The 17427-nt window shown below is 74.3% G+C and carries 18 protein-coding genes; 10 read left to right on the top strand and 8 right to left on the bottom strand.

Translation table 11 applies throughout. From position 1 onward, the window contains the following. Positions 1–61 precede the first annotated feature (61 nt). Positions 62–778: an alpha/beta fold hydrolase gene (locus ACIA5A_RS16040; RefSeq protein ID WP_396762244.1), complete on the bottom strand. Its 717-nt coding sequence runs from the start codon at positions 776–778 to the stop codon at positions 62–64. Further along, the gene (locus ACIA5A_RS16035) at positions 779–934 is read right to left on the bottom strand and encodes an alpha/beta fold hydrolase (protein WP_396762068.1); all 156 of its coding nucleotides are present in this window, start codon (positions 932–934) and stop codon (positions 779–781) included. Positions 935–1043: 109 nt separating this feature from the next. Here ACIA5A_RS16035 and ACIA5A_RS16030 point away from each other — a divergent pair, with 109 nt between their 5' ends. Beyond that, complete coding sequence (locus ACIA5A_RS16030; protein WP_396762065.1) at positions 1044–2504, top strand: menaquinone biosynthesis decarboxylase; 1461 nt, start codon at positions 1044–1046, stop codon at positions 2502–2504. After that, positions 2501–3403, top strand: coding sequence for a menaquinone biosynthesis prenyltransferase MqnP (gene mqnP, locus ACIA5A_RS16025; RefSeq protein WP_396762062.1), 903 nt, complete (start codon positions 2501–2503; stop codon positions 3401–3403). Before ACIA5A_RS16030 ends, mqnP begins: the two co-directional genes overlap by 4 nt. Positions 3404–3443: 40 nt before the next feature. Here the strand turns inward: mqnP and ACIA5A_RS16020 are convergent, their stop codons facing one another. Then, positions 3444–4409: a terpene synthase gene (locus ACIA5A_RS16020; protein WP_396762059.1), complete on the bottom strand. Its 966-nt coding sequence runs from the start codon at positions 4407–4409 to the stop codon at positions 3444–3446. A gap of 101 nt (positions 4410–4510) precedes the next feature. Between ACIA5A_RS16020 and ACIA5A_RS16015 the strand changes: the two genes are divergently transcribed. Further along, positions 4511–5155 carry a UbiX family flavin prenyltransferase gene (locus ACIA5A_RS16015; protein WP_396762056.1) on the top strand — a complete coding sequence of 215 codons (645 nt, stop codon included), beginning with the start codon at positions 4511–4513 and terminating at the stop codon, positions 5153–5155. Between the two features lie 63 nt (positions 5156–5218). Here the strand turns inward: ACIA5A_RS16015 and ACIA5A_RS16010 are convergent, their stop codons facing one another. After that, positions 5219–5485, bottom strand: coding sequence for a BldC family transcriptional regulator (locus ACIA5A_RS16010; protein ID WP_013473529.1), 267 nt, complete (start codon positions 5483–5485; stop codon positions 5219–5221). Positions 5486–5754: 269 nt separating this feature from the next. Between ACIA5A_RS16010 and ACIA5A_RS16005 the strand changes: the two genes are divergently transcribed. Genes ACIA5A_RS16005 through ACIA5A_RS15995 form a run of 3 tightly spaced genes read left to right on the top strand, consistent with a single transcriptional unit; the run spans position 5755 to position 8197 of the window. Beyond that, positions 5755–6213 carry an Lrp/AsnC family transcriptional regulator gene (locus tag ACIA5A_RS16005; protein ID WP_396762052.1) on the top strand — a complete coding sequence of 153 codons (459 nt, stop codon included), beginning with the start codon at positions 5755–5757 and terminating at the stop codon, positions 6211–6213. 39 nt (positions 6214–6252) lie between these two features. Then, the gene (locus ACIA5A_RS16000) at positions 6253–7095 is read left to right on the top strand and encodes an SDR family NAD(P)-dependent oxidoreductase (RefSeq protein ID WP_396762049.1); all 843 of its coding nucleotides are present in this window, start codon (positions 6253–6255) and stop codon (positions 7093–7095) included. 10 nt (positions 7096–7105) lie between these two features. Next, positions 7106–8197 carry a PLP-dependent cysteine synthase family protein gene (locus ACIA5A_RS15995; protein WP_396762047.1) on the top strand — a complete coding sequence of 364 codons (1092 nt, stop codon included), beginning with the start codon at positions 7106–7108 and terminating at the stop codon, positions 8195–8197. Between the two features lie 4 nt (positions 8198–8201). On the opposite strand, the gene ACIA5A_RS15990 is transcribed toward ACIA5A_RS15995, so the two are convergent. From ACIA5A_RS15990 to ACIA5A_RS15975, 4 genes are all read right to left on the bottom strand, one after another. Beyond that, positions 8202–8822, bottom strand: a complete 621-nt coding sequence (locus ACIA5A_RS15990) for a putative glycolipid-binding domain-containing protein (RefSeq protein WP_396762045.1) — start codon at positions 8820–8822, stop codon at positions 8202–8204. A gap of 98 nt (positions 8823–8920) precedes the next feature. Continuing rightward, on the bottom strand, positions 8921–10963 hold the full coding sequence (locus ACIA5A_RS15985; protein WP_396762042.1) for a DEAD/DEAH box helicase: 2043 nt from the start codon (positions 10961–10963) through the stop codon (positions 8921–8923). A 185-nt stretch (positions 10964–11148) separates the two neighbouring features. Further along, entirely contained in the window at positions 11149–13068 is a 1920-nt protein-coding gene (locus tag ACIA5A_RS15980) for a hypothetical protein (protein WP_396762040.1), read from the bottom strand. Positions 13069–13177: 109 nt separating this feature from the next. Then, positions 13178–14764: an NlpC/P60 family protein gene (locus ACIA5A_RS15975; RefSeq protein ID WP_396762037.1), complete on the bottom strand. Its 1587-nt coding sequence runs from the start codon at positions 14762–14764 to the stop codon at positions 13178–13180. A gap of 231 nt (positions 14765–14995) precedes the next feature. On the opposite strand from ACIA5A_RS15975, the gene mqnE reads away from it, so the two are divergent. The 4 genes from mqnE (at position 14996) to ACIA5A_RS15955 (ending at position 17427) form a co-directional block, all read left to right on the top strand. Further along, positions 14996–16165 carry an aminofutalosine synthase MqnE gene (gene mqnE / locus ACIA5A_RS15970; RefSeq protein ID WP_396762034.1) on the top strand — a complete coding sequence of 390 codons (1170 nt, stop codon included), beginning with the start codon at positions 14996–14998 and terminating at the stop codon, positions 16163–16165. An 8-nt stretch (positions 16166–16173) separates the two neighbouring features. Continuing rightward, positions 16174–16602, top strand: coding sequence for a hypothetical protein (locus tag ACIA5A_RS15965; protein ID WP_396762032.1), 429 nt, complete (start codon positions 16174–16176; stop codon positions 16600–16602). Between the two features lie 26 nt (positions 16603–16628). Next, positions 16629–16904, top strand: a complete 276-nt coding sequence (locus ACIA5A_RS15960) for a DUF4229 domain-containing protein (RefSeq protein ID WP_396762029.1) — start codon at positions 16629–16631, stop codon at positions 16902–16904. Between the two features lie 100 nt (positions 16905–17004). After that, positions 17005–17427: a hypothetical protein gene (locus ACIA5A_RS15955; RefSeq protein ID WP_396762027.1), complete on the top strand. Its 423-nt coding sequence runs from the start codon at positions 17005–17007 to the stop codon at positions 17425–17427.

Raw genomic sequence — 17427 nt, 5'->3', positions numbered from 1 at the left:
TACCGAATGCGTTGAGCGGGGGCCCCGCCTTCCCGCCGGCGCTGAGCCGTCCGGGCGCCGGTCAGCCCCGCAGGAACGGCAGCAGGAGGGCGGCCAGCTTCGCCGGCTGCTCCTCGTAGAGCCAGTGGCCGCAGTCCTCGACCACCGCGCCGGTGACCGTGTCGGCATAGCGGCGGACCTGCTCGGCCACCTGCCCGCCCAGGCTGGCCTGCGCGCCGATGGCCAGCACCGGCATCGGCAGCTTCGTGCCCCGGTACGCGGCGTTGTCCGCGACGTCCTGTCCGAACGCCCGGAAATAGCCGACGCTGGCCCGCAGGTGCGCCTCGTCGCGCAGGTGGCCCGCGTACTCGTCGATGTCGTCCGGGCCCAGGCTGCCCTCGTGCACCATGATGGAGTCGGTGAACCGGTCGACCCAGAGCGCCTCCCGCCCGGCGACGAGCTGCTCGGGCAGGCCGTTGGGGACGTTGAAGAAGCCGAAGTTCCACACCGCCGGACCGGCCTCGGTCAGCGCGGGGATCGTGTAGATGCTCTCGTCCGGGATCGGCGCCTCGCTGAGCACCAGCCGGGCGACGGAGTCGGGATGGGCGGCGGCGTAGGCGTACGCGACCATGGTGCCGAGGTCGTGGCCGACCAGCCGGATCTCCTCGGCCAGGCCGAGGTCGGTCAGCAGCCGGTGCAGGTCGGCGGCGACGGTCTTCTTGTCGTACCCGCCGGGCGGGGCGTCGCTGTCCCCGAAGCCGCGCAGGTCCGGGGCGATCACCTCGTACGACCGGGCCAGCTACGGCAGCAGGTGCCGCCACATGCGCCAGCACTGGGGGTAGCCGTGCAGCAGCACCAGCGTGGGGCCCCGGCCGCCCCGGACGTAGTTGATCTCCACGTCACCGGCCCTGGCCCGCTGCTCGGTGAACCCCGCCGGTACCCGCTCGCCGCCCATGCGGCCGACTACCCGCCCGACGGGGTGTTAAGCGGGGGCCCCGCCTCTGCCGAATGCGTTAAGAAGGGGCCCTTCCTTGCACCTCAGGGGGGTGGGGGAGGATGGGGGCATGGCGCGTGGGTTCCCGTACAACGATCTCAAGGACTTCCTCGCGGCCCTGGAGCGCGCGGGCGAGCTGCGCCGGGTCGACGTCCCGGTCGACCCCACGCTGGAGATGAGCGAGGTGGTCACCCGGACCGTCCGCGCCGGCGGCCCGGCCCTGCTCTTCGAGCGGCCCACCCGGGGTGAGATGCCTGTCGCGGTCAACCTGTTCGGCACCGAGAAGCGGATGGCCATGGCGCTCGGCGTCGAGCGGCTGGACGAGATCGGCGAGCGCATCGGCGAGATGCTCAAGCCGGAGCTGCCGCAGGGCTTCGCCGGCATGATGGGTGGGCTCGGCAAGGTGATGCAGCTCAAGTCCATGCCGCCGAAGAAGGTGCGGACCGCTCCCTGCCAGCAGGTGGTCTACCGGGGCGACGACGTCGACCTGAACCGGCTGCCCGGGTTGCAGGTGTGGCCGGGCGACGGCGGCATCTTCCACAACTTCGGGCTGACCCACACCAAGCACCCGGAGACCGGCAAGCGCAACCTCGGCCTCTACCGGCTCCAGCAGCACGGCCGGAACACGCTCGGCATGCACTGGCAGATCCACAAGAACTCCACCGCGCACCACGCGGTCGCCGAGCGGCTCGGGCAGCGGCTGCCGGTGGCGGTCGCCATCGGCGCCGACCCGGCGGTCGCGTACGCGGCCAGCGCGCCGCTCCCCGCCGACATCGACGAGTACCTGTTCGCGGGCTTCCTGCGCGGCGAGCGGGTGGAGATGGTCGACTGCCTGACCGTCCCGTTGCAGGTGCCGGCGCACGCCCAGGTCGTGCTGGAGGGCTACCTGGAGCCGGGCGAGCGGCTGCCCGAGGGGCCGTTCGGCGACCACACCGGCTTCTACACGCCTGTCGAGCCGTTCCCGGTGCTGCACATCGAGGCCATGACCATGCAGCGCGACCCGGTCTACCACTCGATCGTCACGTCCCAGCCGCCGCAGGAGGACCACGGGCTCGGCAAGGCCACCGAGCGGATCTTCGCCCCGCTGCTGCGCTTCCTGATCCCGGACATCGTCGACTACGACCTCCCGGCCGCCGGCGTCTTCCACAACTGCGCGATCGTGTCGATCCGCAAGCGCTACCCGAAGCACGCGCAGAAGGTGATGAACGCGATCTGGGGCGCGCACATGATGTCGCTGACCAAGCTGATCGTGATCGTCGACGAGGACTGCGACGTGCACGACTACAACGAGGTCGCGTTCCGCGCCTTCGGCAACGTCGACTACGCCCGCGACCTGCTCCTCACCGAGGGGCCGGTGGACCACCTCGACCACGCGTCCTACCAGCAGTTCTGGGGCGGCAAGGCGGGCGTCGACGCGACCCGCAAGCTGCCCGAGGAGGGCTACTTGCGGGGCTGGCCGGAGGAGATGCGGATGTCCCCCGAGGTGGTCTCCCTGGTCGACAAGCGCTGGCAGGAGTACGGGATCCGATGACCGCCGTCGCGGAGCGACCTGGACGGGTCACCTCCTTCCTCAAGCTGGTCGCGATCGAGCACTCGGTGTTCGCGCTGCCGTTCGCGTACCTGTCCGCGCTGACCGCCATGCGGGTGGACGGCGGGCGGGTGCGCTGGCTCGACCTGCTGCTGATCACCGTGGCGATGGTCGGCGCGCGGACGTTCGCGATGGCCGCCAACCGGATCCTCGACCGGCGGATCGACGCCCGGAACCCGCGTACCGCCAACCGGGAGCTGGTCACCGGGGCGGTGAGCGTGCGCACGGCCTGGACCGGCGCGGTCGTCGCGCTCGTGGTCTTCCTGGCCGCCGCCGCCCTGCTCAACCCGCTCTGCCTGGCGCTCGCCCCGCTGGCCGTGGTGCCGCTCGTCGTCTACCCGTACGGCAAGCGGTTCACCAACTGGCCGCACGCCATCCTCGCGGTCGCCCAGGCGGTCGGCCCGGTCGGCGCCTGGCTGGCGGTCACCGGCACGCTCGCCGGCTCCGGCCCGGCGTGGCTGCTCGGCGCCGCGGTCGGCCTCTGGATAGGCGGCTTCGACCTGATCTACGCCTGCCAGGACTCGGAGATCGACCGCGAGATCGGGGTGCACAGCGTCCCGGCCCGCTACGGCCGGCGCTTCGCCCTGCACGCCTCCACCGTCGCGCACGTGGTGACGTTCGCGCTGTTCATCTGGTTCGGCGCGCTCGTCGGCTTCGGCTGGCTCTGGTGGATCGGTTTGGCGTTCACCGCGGTCGCCTTCGGCTACCAGCACCTGGTGGTCAGCCCCACCGACCTGAGCAAGGTCAACCGGGCGTTCTTCACCGCCAACGGCTTCGTCGGCATCGCGCTGTTCGTCTTCGCGCTGCTCGACCTGGTGCTCCGGCTCGACCTGCGGCCCTAGACCCGGTCGGCTGGCCGCTCGCCGGGCGGTCGTCCGCCGGTCAGGGCGCCGCGGCGGCCGGGTAGCGGGCGCTCTCCAGCGTCCAGTCGACAGTGCCGCGCACCGCCGCGGCGACCCCGTCGAGGTGGGCGGTGACCGCCTCGTCGAGCGTCGGACCGAACGACGGGACCGCCGCGCGCAACGCCATGAAGCGGCTCATCTCGGCCCGCCAGTGCGCGGCCACCAGATCCACCGCGACCGGCAGCGGCACGCCCCGCTCACCGGCCACCGCGACCACCAGGTTGTGCCCGCCGCCGGTCGCCAGGTCGCGCTCCAGCGACGCGATGTCGTTGAACCAGGAGAGCAGGTCGTTGCCGAGGTCGGCGTGGCGGCGCAGCGCCGGGTGGTGGTAGACCGCGTCGGGCAGCGGCCGACCGGCGGCGAACTCGATCAGCGGGTACGACACGTACGCCGCCGAGGTGGCCCGGCGCAGCCGCACGTACTCGGCCACGCCGGGCGGCCGGCCGGCCGAGGTGGCGGCGGCCTCCCGGGACACGCCGTCGAGATGGTCGGCCACCGCGTCGGCGAAGCGCAGCCGCCAACGGGCCGGCATCCGCCGGCGCGGCTCCCGCCACGCCTGCACCAGCAGCCGGCGCAGCGGGCCGGAGAAGCCGGGATGGCGGGCCCGGGGACCGTCGCGCAGCAGGGCGAGCGTGCCGTCGCGCAGCCCGCGGATCTGCGCCGGGGTCAGCCGGTCCGGGCCGTCGCAGGCGTCGTCGACCAGGAAGAACCAGGTGAACAGCGCGGTCAGCACCCGCAGGTCGGGCTCGGCGGCGTCCGGATAGAGCCGACCCGCGTAGCGGGCGAAGCCGGCCCGTGCGAGCCGGCGACGGGTGTCCGGGTCCAGCGGCAGGCCGAGCCGGTCGAGCCGGCCGACCAGCCAGGACTGCACCTCGTCCGCGTACGGGGAGAGTCGGGGCGGGACGGGGCAGTCGGAGCGCAGCGCGCGCAGCACCGCAGCCGTCATCACCGGGGCCCTTCCGTAAAGGGGATCGCCGGACAGAAGAATCCCACGGCGCGGGAAGCCCCGTCGACCCGTCGGACATCTCGCCTGGCAGGCTTGACGACATGCGCGAACCATGGGTGGTCGGCGTCTCCGGCGCCTCCGGGACCCCGTACGCGGCGGCGGTCGTCCGCGGCCTGCTCGACGCCGGTCAGGCGGTGGACCTGATCGTCTCCCGGGCCGCCCGGCTGACCGTGCTCGACGAGACCGGCCGGCCGTTCCGGGACGCGCACTGGGCCGAGGACCTGGCCGCCTGGCTCGACCGGGACCTCGCCGGCGCCGACCTGCGGCACTGGCCCGCCGGTGACCTGGCGGCCGGGCCGAGCAGCGGCTCCTACCCGGTGCGCGGCATGGCGGTCGTACCGGCCAGCACCGCGGCCTGCGCCGGCATCGCCATCGGGCTCTCCAAGGACCTGCTGCAACGCGCCGCCGAGGTGAACCTCAAGGAACGCCGGCCGGTCGTGGTGGTGCCCCGGGAGACCCCGGTGACCCGCAGCCACCTGGAACACCTCATCGCGTTGCACGACGCCGGCGCGGTGGTGCTGCCGGCCAGCCCGGGCTTCTACGGCGCGGGGGCGGCGGCCTCCGCCGCGCAGCTGGTCGACTTCGTGGCCGGCAAGGTGCTCGACGCGCTCGGCGTCGAGCACACGCTCTTCCGGCGCTGGTCCGGGGAGCTGGCCGCCGCCCTCCGGGAGACCGACCCGGCCTGACCGTGGGTCCTCGACCGGACGGGGCGCGACCCGACCTCACCGGCCGGACCGCGCCCCACTCGCTCAGTACATGCCGGCGTTCGCCGGGCCGGGGCCGGTCGAGGCGGTCGGGCCCATGTTGCGCGCCTTGCCCATGTCTTCCGCCTCGTCCAGCATGCCCTCCCCCTCAAGCAGGGCCCGCACCTCGGATTCCCGAAACCGGCGATGCCCGCCTGGAGTCCGGATGCTGCCGATCCGGCCGGCCGCTGCCCATCTGGTCACGGTCTTCGGGTCAACCCGAAACAGCGCAGCGACCTCACCCGGTGTCAGCAGGCGATCTCCAGTGTCCACAGCCCCCTCCTCGCGTCGACGAAGCCCCCGGCTGAACACACTGCCCCCGGCCGGTGCGAGCCCAGAGCCGTCATGAGGGACGTATGGCAATTACAGCACCAGCGACCGGGCGTGTCCGCCAAACGCGAAAAACCCACACAGTGAGAAAGTTAGTAAATGGTACCGGCGGAGAACGTCCGTGACCGCGCGTTTGTGAATGGCGACGTGACGTCATGTTCAACGGGTGCCGACCACGTCGGGTCACGCCCAAAACGATAGGGTCACTCTCCGTGGACACGATCGACCTGAGCCTCGTGGAGCTGCTGCGCGGCAACGCCCGCCTGTCGTACGCCGAGCTGGCCCGGCAGGTCGGCCTCTCCGCGCCCGCCGTGCACGAGCGGGTCGGCAAGCTGGAGTCCGGCGGCGTCATCCGCGCCTACCGGGCCGAGGTCGAGCCGGAGGCCGTCGGGCTCGGCGTCACCGCGCTGATCGGCATCGTGGAGAACTCCGACGCGGACACCGACGACGTGCTGGAGGCGTTCCGCCAGATCCCCGAGATCGAATCCTGTTACTTCATGGCCGGAGTCGAGTCCTTCCTGCTCAAGGCGCGGGTGGGCACCATCGCCGAGCTGGAGCAGTTGATCGTGCGGTTGAACCGCACCCCGGGCGTCGCCTCCACCCGCACCGGCATCGCACTGTCGACCAAGTGGGAGAACCGTCCCCAGCCGCTCGAACCTCCGCCCGCCTGAGGCTGGCCCGACCCCCCGGCAGGCGGTTAGCGTGCGCCGATGACGACCACGACACCTGGCGCCGCCGTGGTGACCGGGGCGGCCGGCGGGCTGGGCCGCGCGCTCGCCGCCGCGCTGCACGCCGACGGCTGGCGAGTGCTGCTCACCGACGTCGACGCCACGGCGGCGGCCGACGTCGCCGGGCCGCTGGGCGGCTGGTCCCGCCCGCTGGACGTCCGCGACGAGACGGCCTGCGCGGCGGTGGCCGCCGAGGCGGCCGGCGCGCCCGGTGGGCTCGGGCTCTGGGTCAACAACGCCGGCATCCTGGTCACCGGCCCCTCCTGGGCGCACGACGCGCCGACCCGCCGCCGGGTGGTGGAGATCAACGCGCTCGGCGCGATGAACGGCACGTTGGCCGCCGTGGCGGTGATGCGGGAGCAGGGCCACGGGCACGTGCTCAACGTCGTCTCGCTGGCCGGGCTGATCGCGGCGCCCGGCGAGACCGTCTACGCGGCAAGCAAGCACGCGCTGCTGGCGTTCAGCCTCGGCACGCTGAGCGACCTGCGGATGGCCGGCGTCCGGGGCGTACACGTGTCGTGCCTGTGCCCGGACGGGATCTGGACGCCGATGCTGCACGACAGGCTCGACGACCCCGGCGCGCTGGCGTCCTTCACCGGTTCGCTGCTCACCCCCGAGCGGGTCGCCGCCCGGGCGGTACGCCTGGCCCGCCGGCCCCGCCCGGTGGTCAGCCTGCCCCGCTGGCGCGGCGCGCAGGTGCGGCTGCTCGACGCGTACCCCCGGCTCGCCCTGGCCCTGACCCCGGTGGTGCGGGCCGCCGGCCGGGCCGGGCAGCGCCGGCAGGCGCGCCGGGTCCGGCCGGCGGCGAACCCGCCTCGCTTGTAACGTTGCCGGCGTGACTCATCTCGACAGGTGCGACGAGGCCGGCCGGCGCTGGCTGACCGAGGCGATCGCCACGGTCGAGGCGGACGCCAACCGGTCCGCCGACACCCACCTGCTGCCCTTCCCGCTGCCCCGGGAGTGGGGGATCGACCTCTACCTGAAGGACGAGTCGGTGCACCCGACCGGCTCGCTCAAGCACCGGCTGGCCCGGTCGCTGTTCCTCTACGGCCTGTGCAACGGCTGGATCGGCCGGGACACCACGGTCGTGGAGGCGTCGTCCGGGTCGACGGCGGTCTCCGAGGCATACTTCGCCCGGATGCTCGGGCTGCCGTTCATCGCGGTGATGCCCGCCTCCACGTCCCCGGAGAAGATCGCCCAGATCGAGTTCCAGGGCGGGCGCTGCCACCTGGTCGCGGACCCGGCCAAGGTGGTGATCGAGGCGCGCTGGCTCGCCGAGGACACCGGCGGGCACTACATGGACCAGTTCACCTACGCCGAGCGGGCCACCGACTGGCGGGGCAACAACAACATCGCCGAGTCGATCTACGCCCAGCTCGCGCTGGAACGGCACCCGGTGCCGGCCTGGGTCGTGGTGGGCGCCGGCACCGGCGGCACCAGCGCCACCATCGGCCGGTACGCCCGCTACCGCCGGCTGCCCACCAAACTGTGCGTGGTGGACCCGGAGAACTCCGCGTTCTACCCGGCCTGGCAGGCCGGCGACTGGTCGGTCCGCACCGACCGCGGCTCCCGCATCGAGGGCATCGGCCGGCCCGGCGTCGAGCCGTCCTTCCTGCCCAGCGTGGTGGACCGGATGGTGCAGGTGCCGGACGCCGCGTCGCTGGCCGCGATGCGGGCCGGCTCGGCCGTGCTCGGCCGCCGGGTCGGCGGCTCCACCGGCACCAACCTCTGGGGCGCGTTCGGCCTGATCGCGGAGATGATCGCCGCCGGCCGGACCGGTTCGGTGGTCACGCTGATCTGCGACCCGGGCGACCGCTACGCCGACACCTACTATTCCGACGAGTGGGTGGCCGCGCAGGGCCTCGACCTCGGCCCGCACCTCGCCGCCGTCGACAGGTTCCTGACCGACGGCGCCTGGCCGGCCTGAGCGGTCAGCGATCCTCGGCCCGCTCGGCGAGCCCCGGATAGCGCACCACGAAGCCGTCCGGGTCGACCTCCAGGTCGGCGCTGAAGGTGCCGCTGGCGAACCGGACCCGGCCCGGACCGAGCGACGTGTAGACCTGCTCGGCCGGCACCACGGCCAGGCCCGGCAGCAGCACCCAGGCGACGGTCACGCTGGTGGCCAGGTCGGCGGGGAGCCGGCCCAGCCCGATCCGGCGGATCGGCAGCGTGTTGGTCAGCGGGGAACCGCCCAGGTCGACGTCGAGCGCGTCGGCCAGCCGGCCCGGGTCGTCCGTGCCGGGCAGGCCCGCCGGCGGGTGCCCGGCCGCGCGCAGCGCCGCGTCCAGGTCGCCCTCCTCACCGGTACGCACCCGCCACCCGTCCCGGCCCCGCTCCAGCCGTACGCTGCGCGCCCAGCCGGCGCCCTCCGCCTCGACCTCCAACCGGTTGGTCGACCAGTCCGGCGCGATCGTCAGGCGGTACCGGCAGGTGTAGGCGATCGGGTCGACCGCCAGCGCCACGCCCTGCGCGGTCAGCCCCTCGCGGTCGTCGAGCACCACGTGCTCGGAGCCGGCGGTGTCGGTCCTGGTCCAGAAGAGCGACTTCGGCATGCACCGAACGTTACGCGAGCCGACGGCCACCGGCAGCGGATGCGCGAACGCCGCCGCCGAGCGGGTGCTCGACGGCGGCGTCCAGATGGTCCAGCGAATCAGTGGGTACGCGCCGGCGGCCGCCCGCCGAAGCCACGCCGGTCGTCGTCCCGGCCCCGCCCCTCGGAACGGAACCCGCCCCGCCGCTCGGCCTGCCCGTCACGGTTGCCGAAACGGCGCTCGCCGTGGCCGTCGCGGTCGCCGAAGCGGCGCTCGCCCTGGCCGTCGCGGTTGCCGAAGCGGCGCTCGCCCTGCGGGCGGTCCTCGTGCCGGCGCTCACCGAAACCGCGCCCGCCGGTCGGCCGGTCGTCGTGTCGCCGGGCGTCCCGATCGTAGCCGCGCTCGCCCGCCGGCCGGTCGCCACCGGACCGGCCCTGCTCCGCGCGCTCGCCGAAACGACGGTCACCGGCCGGCCGCCCGCCGAACCGGTCACCGCGGTCCTCGGACCGACGCTCGCCGAAACGCCTGTCGCCGCCGAACCGGTCACCGTTGCCGCGCTCGCCGGTCGGCCGGTCGCCGTAGCGACGCTCACCGCGCTCGCCGGCCGTCCGGTCGGCGTAGCCGCCCCGCTCGCCCGTGGGCCGGTCGCCGTAGCCACCACGCTGGTCGCCGTAGCCGCCACGCTCGCCCGCCTGGCGGTAACCGCGCTCGCCGGTGGGCCGGTCGGCGTAGCCGCCGCGCTCGCCCGCCGGGCGGTCCCGGAAGCCGCGCTCGCCGGCGGGCCGGTCACGGTAGCCGCCGCGCTCACCCGACGGCCGGTCGCGGAAGCTCCGCTCACCGCGGCCGTCGAAGCTCCGGCCGCCCCGGTCGAAGCCGCGCCCGTCCCGGTCGCCGAAGCGACGAGGACCGCCGCGACGCGGCTCCGGCTCCTCGCGCACCGGCACGCCACTCGGCTCGCGGGCGCCGGTCAGCTCGGCCAGCGCCTCGTCGCCGGCGCGGACCCGCGCCTGGGACGGCTCGACGCCCGCCTTCTCCAGCATGGCCAGGGTGGTCCGCCGCTGCTTCGGCAGGACCAGGGTCGCCACCGCGCCGGACTCGCCGGCCCGGGCGGTCCGGCCGGCCCGGTGCAGGTAGTCCTTCGGGTCCTTCGGCGGGTCCACGTGCAGCACCAGCGAGACCCCGTCGACGTGGATGCCGCGGGCCGCCACGTCGGTGGCGACAAGCACGCTCGTCCGGCCCTCACGGAACTCGGCGAGCGTCCGGGTACGCATCCGCTGGGTCTTGCCGCCGTGCAGGCCACCGGCCCGCACGCCGACCGCGCCGAGCTGCTCGACCAGCCGGTCGACGCCGAGCTGCGTACGGGCGAAGACCATCGTGCGGCCGTCCCGGGCGGCGATGGACGCGGTCACCGCGAACTTGTCGTGCGGCGGGATCAGCAGCAGGTGGTGGTCCATGGTGGACACCGCGGCCGTCGCCGGTGCGGTCGAGTGGGTGACCGGGTCGGTCATGAACCGCTTGACGAGCGTGTCGACGTCGTTGTCCAGAGTGGCCGAGAACAGTAGCCGCTGGGCGTCCGCAGGCGTCTTCGCCAGCAGCTCGGTGACCTCGGGCAGGAAGCCCATGTCGGCCATCTGGTCCGCCTCGTCCAGCACCGTGATCTCGACGTCGTCGAGCTGACAGATGCCGCGCGTGATCAGGTCGCCGAGCCGCCCCGGGGTGGCCACGACGATCTCCACGCCCCGGCGCAGCGCGTCGATCTGCCGGTCGTACGGCACCCCGCCGACCGCGGTCTTCAGGAAGATGCCGATCGACTTGCCGAGCGGCACCAGCGCGTCGTTGACCTGCATGGCCAGCTCACGCGTGGGGACCAGGATCAGGGCGCGGGGGTGCAGCGGCCGGGCCCGGTTGCGCTCGGCGAGCCGGCCGAGCACGGCGAGGCCGAAGGCGAGCGTCTTGCCCGAGCCGGTCTGGCCCCGGCCGAGCACGTCGCGGCCGGCGAGCGCGTCCGGCAGGGTGGCCCGCTGGATCTCGAACGGACTGGTGATGCCCTGCCGGGTGAGCGCCTCGACCAGCGGCCGGGGCAGGCCGAGCGAGGCGAAGTCTGTGGTGTCGGTGGTCGGGTCGACGGACGGGGACGTGCCGGAGGCAGCGAAGGTGGTCAAGAAATGCCTTTCGAGCGGGGCGCATCTTCGCGTTGGCCCGCCGCGGCTCCGTACGCCGCCGAATCGCCCGCAAGATCGCCCATGGGCGCGCAGTCGGCGCGCCGGGTCAGTGATCCCGACAAGTGTACGGCGATCCGCCGACACGGCCACCGCACCGCGCGGCCGTAGTGGGCGGGCTCACCCCGTCAGGGGGCCGGCGTCGCGCCGGTCAGCCCGCTCAACGCGTCGTTGGCCAGGAAGACCACGAACAGACTGATGGCGATCAGTACGGTGAGCGCGAGCGCGAGCACGATGATGACCTTGGTGTTGCTGGTCCGGGCCGTCGGGGCGTCCTCGGACCAGCCCTGGGCCAGGATGTGCCCGGTCAGCGAACCGGAGTTCTCCAACGGGCTGCCCTGCGGGAACGAGACGGTGGCGAACCCGGGGCCCTCGGTCCCGTCGTACGCGGTTCCGGCCAGGTCCTGACTGCCCGACTGCGGGCGTACCGGACGGGCGGCCTCGACGCTCCGGGCCGGCGCGGCCGGCGGCGGCCAGGTCGGCAGCGCCGGCCCGGGCACCACCGGGGGCGCGGCGGGCGGCGGGGGAGACGGGTACGTGCCCGCCCAGGCCGGCGGCGTCCCGGCGGCGCCGGCCTGGGCGGCGCCGGCCATCGCCGGCGGGGGCGGGAACGGCGGCGCCGGCATCGGGCCCGGAGGCGCCGGCGGCGGGGGCACCAACGGCCCCGGTGGCGGCGCGGGCGGCCCGGGCACCGGCGGAATCGGCCCGTTCGGGTCCGGACGGCCGGGGAGCGGATTCGGCCCGGGCGTCGGAGACGGCGTGGGCACCGGCGGCCCGGGCAGCGGGGGCGTCGGGCGGAGCGGCGGCTCCGGCTCGGGAACGGGTGGCGCGGGCGACGGCGGGGTCGGACCCGGGACCGGGGTCGGTGCCGGCTCGGGCTCGGGGCCGTGCGGCGTGGGCGGCTGCGCCGGCTCCGGCGGCTGGGCGGGCTCCGGCGGCTCCGGACTGACCGGGCCGGCCCGGTAGACCTTCGCGGCGGCGGGAGCGGCCGCCACCGAGGCCGCGACCTCGTCGGCGGTCACCCGGCTCAGGCCGGGCACCGAGACGCTGGCCCGGGCGGCCGGCGGGTCGGTACGCGGGGCGAGGGTGGCCTGCCCGGCCACCCGGTCGTCGGCTCGGTGCGGCGTGGCACCGCCCTCCAACGCCTGGTCCGGCTGCCGTGGCGCGGGCACCTGGGCGGACCCGGAGACCCGGGGTGCCGGCGCGACCGCCACCGAGGATCCGCCGCCCGGCCCCGGCTGGGCGTCGTCGCGGGCGGGGACCACCGGGTGGTCGGCGGCGCCCGCGAGCGCCGGGGCGGCGGGGAGGGGTGCCTCCGGCGCGGAGGCGCCGGGAACCGGGAAGGTCGGGTTCGGGGTGTCGGGGTTCGGCCGGGCCGGGCTCGCGTCCGCCGGACTCGCGCCGGTGGCGGCCGGGGTCGGGTCGACCGAGCTTGCATCGGCCGGACTCACCTCGGGCGAGTCCGCACCGGCCGGGTTCGGACCGACCGTGCTCGGGTCGGACGGGCTCGTGCCGACCGTGCTCGGGTCGGACGGGCTCGTGCCGACCGTGCTCGGGTCGATCGGGCTCGCGCCGGGCAGGCTCGGGTCGGCCGGGACCGGGGAGGGCAGTGACAGATCGCCGGCGGAGTCGGGTCGGGACGGCACGAGGTCGCCGGCCGGTGCCGGCTCCGGTCCACCCGGCCGGGCCGCGTCACCGTTGACGACGTCGGTGCCCGGCGTCGGACGGTCGGCATCATCGCCCGAGGTCGACGCCGGGCGGTCGGCGGCCGCGAAGGCGGACCAACTCGACGGCGGGACGGTCGCACCGGGACGGCGGCGGTCGAGCGGCGGCGCGGCCTCCGCCGGGGCGCCCGCCCGGTAGGTGGTGGCGGTGGCCGGTGGGCCGGGGCGTCCGTCCCCCGGCGGAGGGGGCACGGCCGCGCCGGCCACGCTGACCCGGGCCCGCGCCACGGCCACCGGCGCCACCTGGCGCTCGTCGGCGTCAGCGGCAGGGTCGGGCGTGGATCCCGGGTGGACCGTCTCCGCCGGAACCTCGTGCTCGCCCATCTCGCCCTCCGCACCCACGCTCGCCCCCGGCCGTGGCGTCGGCCGGAAGTGCCTGGATCTCACCGTGCCACATTCCGGCCCGGGAACACAGTCGGAGCGGGCGGTTGGGTCAGCCGGCGCTGGTCGGGCTCGCCGAGCCGCTGTCGGCCGCGCTCTCGGTGGGCTTCGCCGCGCTGCTCGACGGCGCGGCGGCGCTCTCGGTCGGCGCCGCCGACGTCGTGCTCGGCTCGGCGGTGGCGGTGCGGGTCGGCGTCGGGCTCGGCGTCTCGGACGGGCTCGGCGTGGTGGGCGGCGTGGTGCTCGTCGACGGGGTGGGCGACGGGGTGGACTTGGTCGGCTTGGGCGTCGGCTTCGGCGTGCCCGAGGGCTTCGGCGTGCCGGTCTTCGTCGGCTTCGGGGTGGGCTTCGGCGGGTTGCTCGGCACGGTGGGCGGCGGCACCGGCGTGGCCGGGGCGGGGACGGCGCCGACCACCCGGGTCGCGGCGTAGAGCCGGGACCAACGGACCACGGAGATCTTCACCACGTCGCCGGTCCGGGGCGCCTCGACCATCTTGCCGTTGCCGATGTACATCGCCACGTGGTGGATGCTCGTCCAGCTCTGGTTGGAGGCGAAGAACAGCAGGTCACCCGGGAGCAGGGCGTTCGGGCTGACGGCACGTTGCCGAGTGGCGGCGTACTGGTCCCGGGAGACTCGCGGCAGACCGCGGTAGCCGGCCGCCTGGTAGGAGGCGAGCATCAGGCCCGAGCAGTCGAACCGGTCCGGCCCCTCCGCGGCCCAGAGGTAGGGGTCGCCGAGCTGGGCCAGGGCGTAACGCACGGCGTCGAGCGCCCGGGGGTCGGCGACCAGGCCGTTGATGCTCTGGTTGACGACGTACGGGTTGCCGCGCTGCTGCTCGGCGGCATCCTCCTGGCGCTCGATCTCGAGCAGCTTGGTGGCGTTGTCCCGGCGGAGCTTGAGCAGCGCCGCCTCCTGCTTGTGCAGGTCCGTCTCGACCCGGGTGAACTCCGCGGTCTTCTGGGTGACCCGCCGCTGGACCGAGGCGTGCGCCTCGCGGGCGACCCGCTCGTCGTCGGTGGCGCGCAGCAGCTCGCCGGTCACCGACGTGCTGGCGCCCTCGGCCTTGTCGCCCCGGGTGATCCGCTGGAGGTCGCTGAACTGGCGCAGGCTGGACCCGAACTCGCCGGGCGGCAGCGCGGCGTCGGCCTTGACCGCGTTGGCGGCGGCGCTCTTCGCGTTCTCCTGGGCCCGGGCGAGTGCGGCCTGCGCCTCGGTTAGTCGACCGAGGGCCGCGGTCAGCTCGGTCTGGGCCGCGTCGCGCTCGCCCTTGACCCGCAGCAGTTCCTCGCCGAGTTGGGCGACCCGGGCGTCGACCTGGTTGATCTGCGCGATCAGCGGGCCGTCGGCCGGGTTGGTGACGCCTGTCGTCGCGCCCGGCACGCCGCCGGGAACCGTGGCGCCGGGAACCCCCGCGCCGGGGACGGCGCCCGCGGCGGTGGGCAGTTGGAGGCTGCCGGTGACCTGCGGTCGGGAGCCGGAGTTGGGCACGGTGTCGGGCAGCGGATCGGCCCAGGCGGGGGTGGCGAGCGCCGCGGCCGCGACCGCCCCGAGCAGGGCGGACCAGAGCGCCGGGCGCAGCACCGGTGAGATCACCGGTGATCGGCCTCGTCGCCGTCGGGCCTTGGTGCTGTCGACCATTCCGCTCCCCGTCCGGTCTGGTGCGCGCCACGCGTCGTGGGCGTGTTGGGACAGGGCGGCCCCTGGTGTGTGTTCCGCCCCACTCTTGTCTTACCTCACCGGCGCAGCGATGTCGATGTGCGGAGGGTGACGGGTGGTGAACTGGGTCGCTGCGGTCGACCGCGTCGGCGGTCGCCGCGGCCCGCGACGTACGCTCGACCGGGACCTCAGGTGGAAGGACGTGGCTTTCGGATGGACGCCGGACTCAAGCGCGAGCTCGAAGCGAAGGTCTACGCGGGGGAACGACTGACCCGCTCCGATGGCATCGCGCTCTATGCGAGCGACGACCTGACCTGGCTGGGCCGGCTGGCTCACCACAGGCGCACCGAGCTCAACGGCGACCGGGTGATGTTCAACGTCAACCGGCACCTCAACCTGACGAACGTCTGTTCCGCCTCGTGCGCGTACTGCTCGTTCCAGCGCAAGCCGGGCGAGAAGGATGCCTACACGATGCGCATCGACGAGGCGGTCCGCAAGGCCAAGGAGATGGAGGACGAGCAGCTCACCGAGCTGCACATCGTCAACGGCCTGCACCCGACGCTGCCCTGGCGCTACTACCCCAAGGTGCTGCGCGAGCTGAAGGCCGCGCTGCCGAAGGTCAACCTCAAGGCGTTCACCGCTACCGAGGTGCAGTGGTTCGAGAAGATCAGCGGGCTCACCGCCGACGCGATCCTCGACGAGCTGATGGACGCCGGGCTGGAGTCGCTGACCGGCGGCGGCGCGGAGATCTTCGACTGGGAGGTCCGGCAGCACATCGTCGACCACGCCTGCCACTGGGAGGACTGGTCGCGCATCCACCGGCTGGCCCACTCGAAGGGCATGAAGACGCCGTCGACCATGCTCTACGGCCACATCGAGGAGCCCCGGCACCGGGTCGACCACGTGCTGCGCCTGCGCGAGCTGCAGGACGAGACCGGCGGCTTCCAGGTCTTCATCCCGCTGCGCTACCAGCACGACTTCGTCGACTCGGCGGACGGCAAGGTCCGTAACCGGATCCAGGCGCGCACCACGATGGCGTCGCCGGCCGAGTCGCTCAAGACGTTCGCGGTCTCCCGGCTGCTGTTCGACAACGTCCCGCACGTGAAGTGCTTCTGGGTCATGCACGGGCTCTCGGTGGCCCAGCTCTCGCTCAACTTCGGCGTGGACGACCTGGACGGCTCGGTCGTGGAATACAAGATCACCCACGACGCCGACTCGTACGGCACGCCGAACACCATGCACCGCGACGACCTGCTGCACCTGATCTGGGACGCGGGCTTCCGTCCGGTGGAGCGGAACACCCGCTACGAGACCGTCCGCGAGTACGACGCCGCGCCGTCGATGGTCGAGCGCCGCTCCGAGCCGCAGCAGGTCTGGGCCTGAGCACGGCGATGGGTGCGGAGCAGCAGCAGCGCACGTTCCCCCGGCGGGACGCCGAGGGACGCATCCTCACCCTGGGTGACCTGCTCGGCGTGACGCTGGCCGGGCTGGTGATCGGGGTGTTGGCGCTGCTGCTCTTCGAGTGGGCGTTCGCCGCCGTGGGCGCCGGCGGGTTCGGGAGGACCAACGGCTGGCTGGCGGTGATCCTGCCGCTCTGGCTGTTCTGGGACGACTTCCGGGCCTGGGAGTTCGGCGCCGCCCGGGTGCTGGCCGCGCTCGTCGGTCTCGGCGTCGGCGTCCTGGCCGGGCTGCTGGCGGCCGGGCTGGCCGCGGGGCTGCCGGCGCTGTTCACCGGCGCGCTGGCCGCGGCGGTGTTCACCGTGGTCTACGCGGTGATCTGGTTTCATGGCGTGCACTGGCTGGCCCGGCGGACGGGCTGAGGCGCGGAGAGAGTGGGAATTCGGGCATGAGCGCGGCGGTCAAGTACACGCTGGGCCGGGTCGGGCTGTTCGTCGGCGTGCTGGCGGCCCTCTGGTTCGTCGAGATGAACATGTTCCTCCGGCTGATGCTGGCGCTGGTCTCCTCGGCCGCGCTGTCGTTCTTCCTGCTCAAGGGCTGGCGGGACGAGATGGCCGGGGAGATGGCCGAGGCGGCCGAGCGTCGCCGCGCGGAGAAGGACCGGCTGCGCTCCGCGCTGGCCGGTGACGACGGGGCCGCCGAGGACGGCGAACGCCGGAGCTGACCGGCGACCCACCGGAGCGTGGCGGCGGCTCCCTACGATGACGATCATGCGATCGTGAGCTGACAGGTGGTGGGGGCGGGCCGTCTGGGTCGTCCTGCCGGTGGTCGCCCTCGTCTGTCTGGGCGGCGGCGGCCGCGTCTCCTGGCAGGCCTGGCAGGCGCACGTCGGAGCGGGCACGCCGGGCACCTACACGTCGGTCAGCGAGGAGTGCCGCAAGGGGGTCTGCACGTCCACCGGTGACTTCGTGGCGTCCGACGGTGGCGCGCGGAGGACCGACGTGGGTCTCACCGGCGGGCCGAGACGGATGCCTCCGGGCGCCACCGCGCCAGCCCGCGACGTCGGCGCTCCGAGCGACGTGTACGGCACCGCGAGCGGCGGGGTCGGGCTGGTCTCCGTCGCCTTCGTGCTGATCGGCGCGGCCGCGGCGGTGGCGTGGGCGGTCATGCTCGTTCGCGCGTTCCGTCGCCGGCACAACGGCCCACCGGGTGGTGAGAAGGGGCCCCCTCTCGACGCCAGGCGTTAA

The organism is Micromonospora sp. NPDC051300 (assembly GCF_044455315.1).
GTDB lineage: Bacteria > Actinomycetota > Actinomycetes > Mycobacteriales > Micromonosporaceae > Micromonospora > Micromonospora robiginosa.
Note: the sequence above shows the minus strand (reverse complement) of the source record. Positions and strands in the feature narration are given on the sequence as shown.

Excerpts from the sequence above, each read along its gene's own strand:
- ACIA5A_RS16035 (WP_396762068.1), bottom strand. The coding sequence starts at position 934 with ATGGGCGGCGAGCGGGTACCGGCGGGGTTCACCGAGCAGCGGGCCAGG.
- ACIA5A_RS16030 (WP_396762065.1), top strand. The coding sequence starts at position 1,044 with ATGGCGCGTGGGTTCCCGTACAACGATCTCAAGGACTTCCTCGCGGCC.
- mqnP (WP_396762062.1), top strand. The coding sequence starts at position 2,501 with ATGACCGCCGTCGCGGAGCGACCTGGACGGGTCACCTCCTTCCTCAAG.
- ACIA5A_RS16020 (WP_396762059.1), bottom strand. The coding sequence starts at position 4,409 with ATGACGGCTGCGGTGCTGCGCGCGCTGCGCTCCGACTGCCCCGTCCCG.
- ACIA5A_RS16015 (WP_396762056.1), top strand. The coding sequence starts at position 4,511 with ATGCGCGAACCATGGGTGGTCGGCGTCTCCGGCGCCTCCGGGACCCCG.
- ACIA5A_RS16000 (WP_396762049.1), top strand. The coding sequence starts at position 6,253 with ATGACGACCACGACACCTGGCGCCGCCGTGGTGACCGGGGCGGCCGGC.
- ACIA5A_RS15990 (WP_396762045.1), bottom strand. The coding sequence starts at position 8,822 with ATGCCGAAGTCGCTCTTCTGGACCAGGACCGACACCGCCGGCTCCGAG.
- ACIA5A_RS15980 (WP_396762040.1), bottom strand. The coding sequence starts at position 13,068 with ATGGGCGAGCACGAGGTTCCGGCGGAGACGGTCCACCCGGGATCCACG.
- ACIA5A_RS15975 (WP_396762037.1), bottom strand. The coding sequence starts at position 14,764 with ATGGTCGACAGCACCAAGGCCCGACGGCGACGAGGCCGATCACCGGTG.
- mqnE (WP_396762034.1), top strand. The coding sequence starts at position 14,996 with ATGGACGCCGGACTCAAGCGCGAGCTCGAAGCGAAGGTCTACGCGGGG.
- ACIA5A_RS15965 (WP_396762032.1), top strand. The coding sequence starts at position 16,174 with ATGGGTGCGGAGCAGCAGCAGCGCACGTTCCCCCGGCGGGACGCCGAG.
- ACIA5A_RS15960 (WP_396762029.1), top strand. The coding sequence starts at position 16,629 with ATGAGCGCGGCGGTCAAGTACACGCTGGGCCGGGTCGGGCTGTTCGTC.